The organism is Micromonospora sp. BL4 (assembly GCF_003667505.1).
In the GTDB taxonomy this organism is placed as follows: domain Bacteria; phylum Actinomycetota; class Actinomycetes; order Mycobacteriales; family Micromonosporaceae; genus Micromonospora.
The window spans coordinates 112,768-120,052 of the sequence record NZ_RCVJ01000147.1; the positions used below are offsets into that span (position 1 = coordinate 112,768).

The 7,285-nt window shown below is 74.8% G+C and carries 5 protein-coding genes; 2 read left to right on the forward strand and 3 right to left on the reverse strand.

Annotated elements, in window-relative coordinates; genetic code table 11:
• Positions 1-2 precede the first annotated feature (2 nt).
• Together EAD89_RS19210 and EAD89_RS19215 are read left to right on the forward strand one after the other, a co-directional pair.
• The gene (locus EAD89_RS19210) at positions 3-788 is read left to right on the forward strand and encodes an amino acid ABC transporter permease (RefSeq protein WP_121676703.1); all 786 of its coding nucleotides are present in this window, start codon (positions 3-5) and stop codon (positions 786-788) included.
• Positions 785-1,528: an amino acid ABC transporter ATP-binding protein gene (locus EAD89_RS19215; RefSeq protein ID WP_121654344.1), complete on the forward strand. Its 744-nt coding sequence runs from the start codon at positions 785-787 to the stop codon at positions 1,526-1,528. Before EAD89_RS19210 ends, EAD89_RS19215 begins: the two co-directional genes overlap by 4 nt.
• 28 nt (positions 1,529-1,556) lie before the next feature.
• Here the strand turns inward: EAD89_RS19215 and EAD89_RS19220 are convergent, their stop codons facing one another.
• The 3 genes from EAD89_RS19220 to EAD89_RS19230 all read right to left on the reverse strand — a co-directional run.
• Positions 1,557-2,864: a hypothetical protein gene (locus EAD89_RS19220; RefSeq protein WP_121676704.1), complete on the reverse strand. Its 1,308-nt coding sequence runs from the start codon at positions 2,862-2,864 to the stop codon at positions 1,557-1,559.
• 170 nt (positions 2,865-3,034) lie between these two features.
• The gene (locus EAD89_RS19225; protein ID WP_121676705.1) at positions 3,035-4,609 is read right to left on the reverse strand and encodes a Na+/H+ antiporter; all 1,575 of its coding nucleotides are present in this window, start codon (positions 4,607-4,609) and stop codon (positions 3,035-3,037) included.
• A 126-nt stretch (positions 4,610-4,735) separates the two neighbouring features.
• Positions 4,736-7,285, reverse strand: a 2,550-nt coding sequence (locus EAD89_RS19230; protein WP_147458836.1) for an AAA family ATPase, incomplete at its 5' end; no start/stop codon positions are given.

The window sequence follows — 7,285 nt, forward strand, 5'->3', positions numbered from 1 at the left end:
CGATGGATCCGTTGAGCACCCTGTGGGAGACGTTCTTCGACTGGGACGCGATGCGCGAGGCGCTACCCGAGATGCTGACCGTCGGGTTGCCCAACACGCTGATCCTGGCGGTCTCCGCCGCCCTGCTCGGCTCGGTGCTGGGCCTGCTGCTGGCCGTCGCCGGCATCTCCCGCAGCCGGTGGCTGCGCTGGCCGGCGCGCGTCTACACCGATGTGTTCCGCGGGCTGCCGGCCGCGGCGACGATCCTGCTGATCGGCGTCGGGCTCGCGCCGCTGGGCATGCAGGTCTGGGGACCGGACCCCTACCCGTTGGGCATTCTGGCGCTGTCGCTGATCGCGGCGGCGTACATCGGGGAGATCTTCCGCTCCGGCATCCAGTCGGTGGAGGCCGCGCAGCTGGAGGGCGCGCGGGCGCTCGGCTTCTCCTGGTCCGAGGCGATGCGGATGGTGATCATTCCGCAGGGCATCCGGCGGGTGCTGCCGGCCTGGGTGAATCAGCTCATCGCGCTGATCAAGGACTCCAGCCTCGTCTACTTCCTCGGGTTGGTGGCGAGCCAGCGGGAGCTGTTCCGGATCGGGCAGGACTACGCGGCCACCACCGGCAACGAGTCCGCGCTGCTGCTGGCCGGGCTCTGCTATCTGGCGCTGACCGTTCCGCTGACGCACGCGGTCAACTGGATCGACCGGCGGCTGCGCCACGGCCGGCCGGCCACCGCGCCGATCGACGAGGACGAGGACGACGACACCGCGTCGGCGCTGTCCGGCGCGACGGAAGGGGACCGGCGATGACCGCCAGCACGACGACCTCGGTCAGCCTCGACGTACGCGACGTGCACCTCGCCTTCGGACCGAACCGGGTGCTGCGCGGCGTCGACCTGACCGTGCCACGCGGCGCGACAGCCTGCGTGATCGGGCCGTCCGGGTCGGGCAAGTCCACTCTGCTGCGCACCATCAACCGTCTGATCGAGCCGGACCGCGGCGACGTGCTGCTCGACGGGCGCAGCGTGCTGCGCGACGACCCGGACGCGCTGCGGCAGCGGGTGGGCATGGTCTTCCAGCAGTTCAACCTCTTTCCCCACATGAGCGTGCTGCGCAACGTCACCCTGGCGCTGCGCCGGCTGCGCAAGCTCGGGGAGGACGAGGCCGAGGCCGTCGCGCGGGCCCAGTTGGAGCTGGTGGGACTGGCCGGCAAGGCCGACGCCCGGCCGGCGCAACTCTCCGGCGGTCAGCAGCAGCGGGTCGCGATCGCCCGGGCGCTGGCGCTGCGGCCGGAGGTGATGCTCTTCGACGAGGCCACCTCGGCGCTCGACCCGGAGCTGGTCAAGGGGGTGCTCGGCGTGATGGCCGACCTGGCCGCCGGGGGCATGACCATGGTGGTGGTCACCCACGAGATGGGCTTTGCCCGGCAGGTCGCCGACACCGTCGCCTTCATGGACCGGGGCGTGGTGCTGGAGGCCGGCCCGCCGGAGGCGATCTTCGAGCGGGCCGAGCATCCCCGGCTGCAACGGTTCCTCGCCCAGGTGCTCTGAACCGTCCCCGAAGGGGCCTTTCCTCGCGTCAGGCGGCCTGGCGGCGCAGGTGTGCGGCGAACGCCTTCAGGTCGCCGAGCAGCACCAGGATGGCGTTGCGGTAGGCGACCGACGCCCACAGGTGCAACTCCTCGTCGTCCAGCCCGCCGAAAGCCGACGACAACGCCTTGCGCCGGCGCCGGTCGAGCACCTTGTGCGGGCGGGCGAGCAGGTCGCCCTCCCGGCGCACGGCCTGCAGGTAGGCGGCCACCGCCTCCTGGTAGTGCCGGCCGGCCACCCGCTCCAGCAGGGTGAACTCGAAGACGTTCAACGCCGCCTCGGACTCCCAGTAGGCGTCGTCACGCACCGGCGCGCTCGCGAAGTGCCGGCCCATCGCGTGCCGGGCCTCGTAGAGCAGCAGAACGCCCCGGCCGGTGGTGCTCAGCGGCCGGCGGGGCGCCGGCAGCCGCAGCGTGCGCACCGGCCCGGCACCGGTGAGGTCCAGCGCGCCGGCGTACGACGGCATCCGCTGGGCGCCCGCGGCCGGCTCCGGCACCAGGCAGGCCCGATCCCGGTAGGCCACCGGGCCGCCGGTGGGCAGCGCGCGAACCGCCGCGGCGTGCAGCTCGGCCAACGGCCGGTCGTCCGGGGTCTGAGCCGGCGAGAGGGTGAGGACGAGACCGTTGGCGCCGGGCACCGGAACACCCAGCACGCAGGAGCTGCGCAGGAACGCCCAGGTCGCCGCCGCCTCACGGACTCCGCTCGCGACGGCCTGCGCGTCGGCCCGCCAGTCCCGGGCGATCCGCAGCCGCTGCTGGAGGTCCGCCGTCGCGGCGGCGTCGTGCGGGTACAGCTCCCGGATCGCTCGGGGCAGCGACCCGAGGCGCAGGTCCAGCGGGTCGCCGCTCGGTGCGGGCACGGCGTGCCGCGGGCAGTCGGCGTCGGTGTGCGGGTCGCCGGGAACCGCGTGGCAGTCGCCGAGCCAGCTCGCACCGGGCTGGCCGACCGGCCGGGCGAACGCCAGGTGGGGCACCCGGCCGGTGCGCAGCACCGTCTCGTACTGGGGTCGGGTGCGGGCGGTCCGCATCAGGTCCAGTGGCAGCACGGGCGCCAGCGCCAGCACCGCTTCGAAGATCGTGCAGTGCGGGCAGGGCGGGCCACCGTTTTCCCGCAGGCGGTAGCGGCGCAGATGGTCGACGCCGGGCTGCTCCCACTGCACCCCGATGACGCCGTCGCCCTGTGCCATCAGGTAGAGGAATTCGGTCGCCCCGCGCTCGAGGGTGACCGAGGTCAGCTCGTCGAGGAACTCCCGCTCGGTGACCACCCGCAGGTCGGCATCCGTCGCCCCGGTTGTCATGGGCACCCCCTCGCGGACCGGACGCATCGACCAACGCCGAACCGTGTCCACCGTACCTGGGCGGCCTTCCGGCCCGCGCCCCCACACGCGTTCCGGGAACTGTCACCAATCCGTCGGCTCACCGTCGATTCGGCCCACCCCCGACTCCCGTCGGCGTCGGGCGTCCGCGATCAATCGGTCTTCTCGAGGCCCAGCAGGCGGATCTCCTCGTTGTCCAGCCCCGACTGAAGGTCGAGCAGCACGAGATCGTCGATCTCCCGGCTGTCACGCAACCGGGTGATCTCCCGCCGTTTGTGGTCGAGGACCGCGAGGCGCAGTTGGCGTTCGATCCGGATCTCCTCGGCGGTACGCCCGGTGCCCTCGTTGGCGTCCTCCAGGTGCCGCTGGTACTCAGCTTGCAGCCGGCGGACCGCCTCCTCGTCGGCGCCGACCTCCTCGGCGATCCCGGGCAGCGCGGCCAGGCCCGCCTCGGTGGCCCGCTGGCGTGCCTGCCGCAACTCGTCGGCCCGCTCGGGGTCGCCGACCAGCCCCGCCCAGCGCACCACCACCGGCAGGGTGGTGCCCTGAAGGAGCATGATCAGCACGATCACCAGCGAGGTGACGAAGATGATCAGGTCGCGTTCGGCCACCGGTTGACCGGACACCGTCGCCGTCGGGACCGCCAGGGCGGCGGCGAGCGAGACCGCACCCCGGAAACCCGACCAGCCGGCGACGGTGCCGACCCGCCAGCCGCCGCCTCCCTGGCCCCTGCGCGCCACTCGGGGGTCCAGCAGCTTCACCGATTCCGCCGTGACGTAGACGAAGAGCAGCCGGGTGACGAGGACGACCACGGTGACCACCACCACGATCGTCAGCGCGCGCTGCGGCGAGGCGCTGGTGATGCTCCGCACCGCCCGGGGAATCTGCGTGCCCAGCAGGACGAACAGCCCACCGTTGATCAGGAACGTGGACAGGTCCCAGAACGCGTACGCCAGCACCCGCGACCGGGCGCGGATCACCCGGGGACCGGCGTAGGCCAGCACCAGCCCGGCGACCACGACCGCCAGCACGCCGCTGGCGTGCACCGCGTCGGCGAGCAGAAACGCCGTGAACGGCGTCAGCACGCTCAGCCCGCCCTCGCGCAGGGGATCGTCGAGCCGTTTGCGGACCAGCACCACGGCGCCGCCGACCAGCAGGCCGGCGATCACTCCCCCGGCGCTGGCGCCGACGAACTCCTCGCCGATCCCGAGCGCGCCGGGTTCCGCTTCCCGGGTGAGCAGACCCACGGTCACCGCGAAGAGCACCAGCGCGGTGCCGTCGTTGATCAGGCTCTCCGCGTGCAGGGTGGTCAGGAGCTTCCGGGGCAGCCGCTTGGCCAGCCCGGTGACCGCGGCGGCGTCGGTCGGCGCGAGGACCGCCCCGAGCACCCAGGCGGCGGCGGGGTTCACCCCGAACGCCTGCGCGGTCAGCGACACCGTGACCATGGTGAGCACCACCAGCACCACGGCGAGCAGCCCGATCACCGGGAAGTTGGCCCGGATCTCACGCAGGCTGATGGTGAGACTCTCCCGGTAGAGGATCGCCGGCAGGAAGATCAGCAGCACCAGGTCCGGCTCCAGGGTCAGCTCGGACAGCGGCGGCGCCAGCCCGAGCAGCACCCCGAACGCGATGAGCAGGACGGGTGGCGCGACCCTGTACCGGCCGCCGAGCGTGGTGCCGACGAGGACGGTGACGCCCAGCACCACGATCAGGACGAGCGCCTCCACGCGTACCCCCTTGATCCACGGCGGACGGTGGCCGCGCCGCCGGGTTCCATCTGACCGCACGCCGCCGGTCGGTTCCCGGCGAACCGGCAAGTCGCCGGGGGCGGCGGGTGATCCCGCAGCCTCCGATCAGGCCGGGGAGGCGGCGGCGCGGGCCCGGGCGGTGACCGCGCGGGCGGTACGGCGGTGCCCGGCCGCCTCGTCGTCGCGGCCCAGGGCGGCGGCCAGGTCGGCGAGGTGCCCGGCCACCGGGCCGACGGTGAGCACCCCGCTGCCGGCGGCCAGCTCATCGGCGGCCGGCCGGAGTTCGGCGGCGACGCGTTCCATGGTGGCCCGGTCGCCCAGGGCGAGCGCCGCGCGGGCGGTGAGGCAGAGCCGCGCCTCGCGCAGCAGATCGTGCGGTCCCTCCGGGAGGGCGCGCAGGGCCGCTCCGGCAGCGTCCCGGTCGCCGGCGGCGACGAGCAGCAGCGGTCGGACCCACGGCTCGTGGGGGCCCCAATCCAGGCCCGCCCAGTCCTCGCCGTGGAGCCCGGGGACGGGCTGGTCGACGACGCCGTCCGGCCCGGATTCCGGCCGGTCGACGGCACCGGCCAGGCGCAGCCCGAGCAGGGCGAGCGGGAGCAGCCCCCGGCTCAGGCCCGGCATCGCGTCGGTGGGCAGACCGTCGGCAGCCGCCTGGTACGCGTCCGCCGCCGCGGCCCGCTCGCCGGACAGCGCCAGCCGCAGCGCGGCGTACCAGCGGGTGAAGACACCGACCAGCGGCAGCTCGTACCGCTCCGCGAGGCGGTCGGCGGCGCGGGCGTGCGCGTCGGCGCCGGCGGGGTCGGCCAGCGCGCAGCGGGCCTGCACCAGGACGAGGTGGCCCAGCACCTCGAAGGTCACCAGCTGGTGGCGGGCGGCCAGGTCGACCAGCTCGGCGCCGATCCGGGCCCGCTCAGAGGCCAGGCCGACGCGGTGGAAGGCGTGCATGAAGCGGGCGTTGAGCGCGAAGGCCAGCAGGCCGGGGTCCGCGGCGGTCCGGGCGAGTTGCTCGGCCTCCTGCGCTGCCCGGCGGCCACGGTCGGTGGTGGTGCCGCGCAACTCCAGCGCGAGGGTGCTCAGCAGCCGGCTGCGCTGCGCGGAGCCGGTCGGGCCGAGGGCGGTCAGGGCGCGCTCGGCGGCCTGGACGATCCGCCCGGAGAGCCGGTCGTCGTCGTTGCGGGTCCAGATGGCGGGCACGTCGAAGCCGGCCAGCACCTCCGCGACCAGGCGAGGGTCGCCGATCGACTCGGCGTCGGCGATCACCTCGGCCCGGCGCCGTCGCGCCTCGTCCAGCCGGCCGGTCACGGCCAGCGCGCGACTCAGACCGAGCACCCCGTTCAGCCGCTCGCGCCGCCCGCTCCCGCCGGTCCGGTCGTACGCGTCGACCACCTGCGCCCACAGCCGGGCGGCCTCGTGCGGGTTGCCGGCCCGCTCGGCCTGTGCCGCGGCGGTGCCGGCGTAGCCGGCGGCGCTCCGGGCGGCCTCCGGTCCACCGGCGTGCAGCAGGTGGTGCGCCAACGCGGCGGGATCGGTCGGTTGGCGCCGCTGCAACACCTCCGCCGCGGCCGCGTGCAGGGCTGCGCGGCGCGGCGCGGACAGGTCGGCGTAGAGCGTGTCGCGGACGAGAATGTGGGTGAACCTCAGCCGCCCGTCGGGTTCCTGCTCGCTGAGGAAGCCGGCCCGCAACGCACGGTCCACGGCGTCCAGCAGGGTCGTGGGGTCGCCGGCCAGCGCGCCGAGCACCTCCGGGTCGAGGTCCCGCCCGAGTACGGCCGCCTGCCGCAGCACGGTGCGGGTCGGCGCGGGTAGCTGCGCCAGCCGATGCCGGATGACGTCGCGCACCCCGGGCGGCACCGCCGCCAGCGCCCGGCCGCCCTCGACCGCGTACAGCTGGGCCAGCTCCCGTACGAAGAACGGGTTGCCGCCGCTGCGCTGGTGGATCAACCGTACGGTGGGCGGGTCCAGCTCCGCCCCGGCGACGACGCGGGCCAGGTCACCGGTCGCCGGCGCGGACAGGCCGGCGAGGTACTCCCGCACCGGCTCCAGTCGAGCGGCCCGGGCCAGTGCGGCGGTCAGCTCCGGGCTGATCTCGGTGGCCCGGTAGGTGCCGAGGATCAGCACCGGCCCGGTGGCCGGCTGTGGGCCGGTGAGCAGCACGGTCAGCAGGTCCAGGGTGTCCCCGTCGGCGCGGTGCAGATCGTCGAGGACCAGCAGCACCGGCCGCCGGTCGGCGACCGCGGAGATCAGCGACGCCACCGCGCGGTGCCGGCGGAACCGGGCCACCGCGGGGTCGCTCGTGGCCCCGGCGCCATCGACCGCGTCGTCGGTGCCAGCGCCGTCGGTGGGGGCGGTCGGTCCGGCGAGCGCGTCCGTGATCTGTGTCCACGGCCAGGCCGCCGGGGCGCCCTCGTACTCCGGGCTGCGGCCCCACGCCGTGGCCCAGCCGTCGGCGGCGAGCCGTCGGGTCAGCGTCTCGGCCAGTGCCGTCTTGCCGGCGCCCGGGTCCCCGCTGAGCAGGGCGAGGGTCGGTTGGCCGTGCCGGAAGGCGACCTCGGCGGCCTGCCGCAGCCGGTCCAGCTCCGCGTCGCGGCCGACGAACGGACGCTCCCTGACCGGTCCCGTCCACCCGGATCGAACGGGTCCGGCCAGGTCCAGAGC

Bases quoted from the DNA above. Each gene is read 5' to 3' on its own strand.
- EAD89_RS19210 (WP_121676703.1), top strand. From the start codon at position 3: ATGGATCCGTTGAGCACCCTGTGGGAGACGTTCTTCGACTGGGACGCG.
- EAD89_RS19220 (WP_121676704.1), bottom strand. From the start codon at position 2,864: ATGACAACCGGGGCGACGGATGCCGACCTGCGGGTGGTCACCGAGCGG.
- EAD89_RS19215 (WP_121654344.1), top strand. From the start codon at position 785: ATGACCGCCAGCACGACGACCTCGGTCAGCCTCGACGTACGCGACGTG.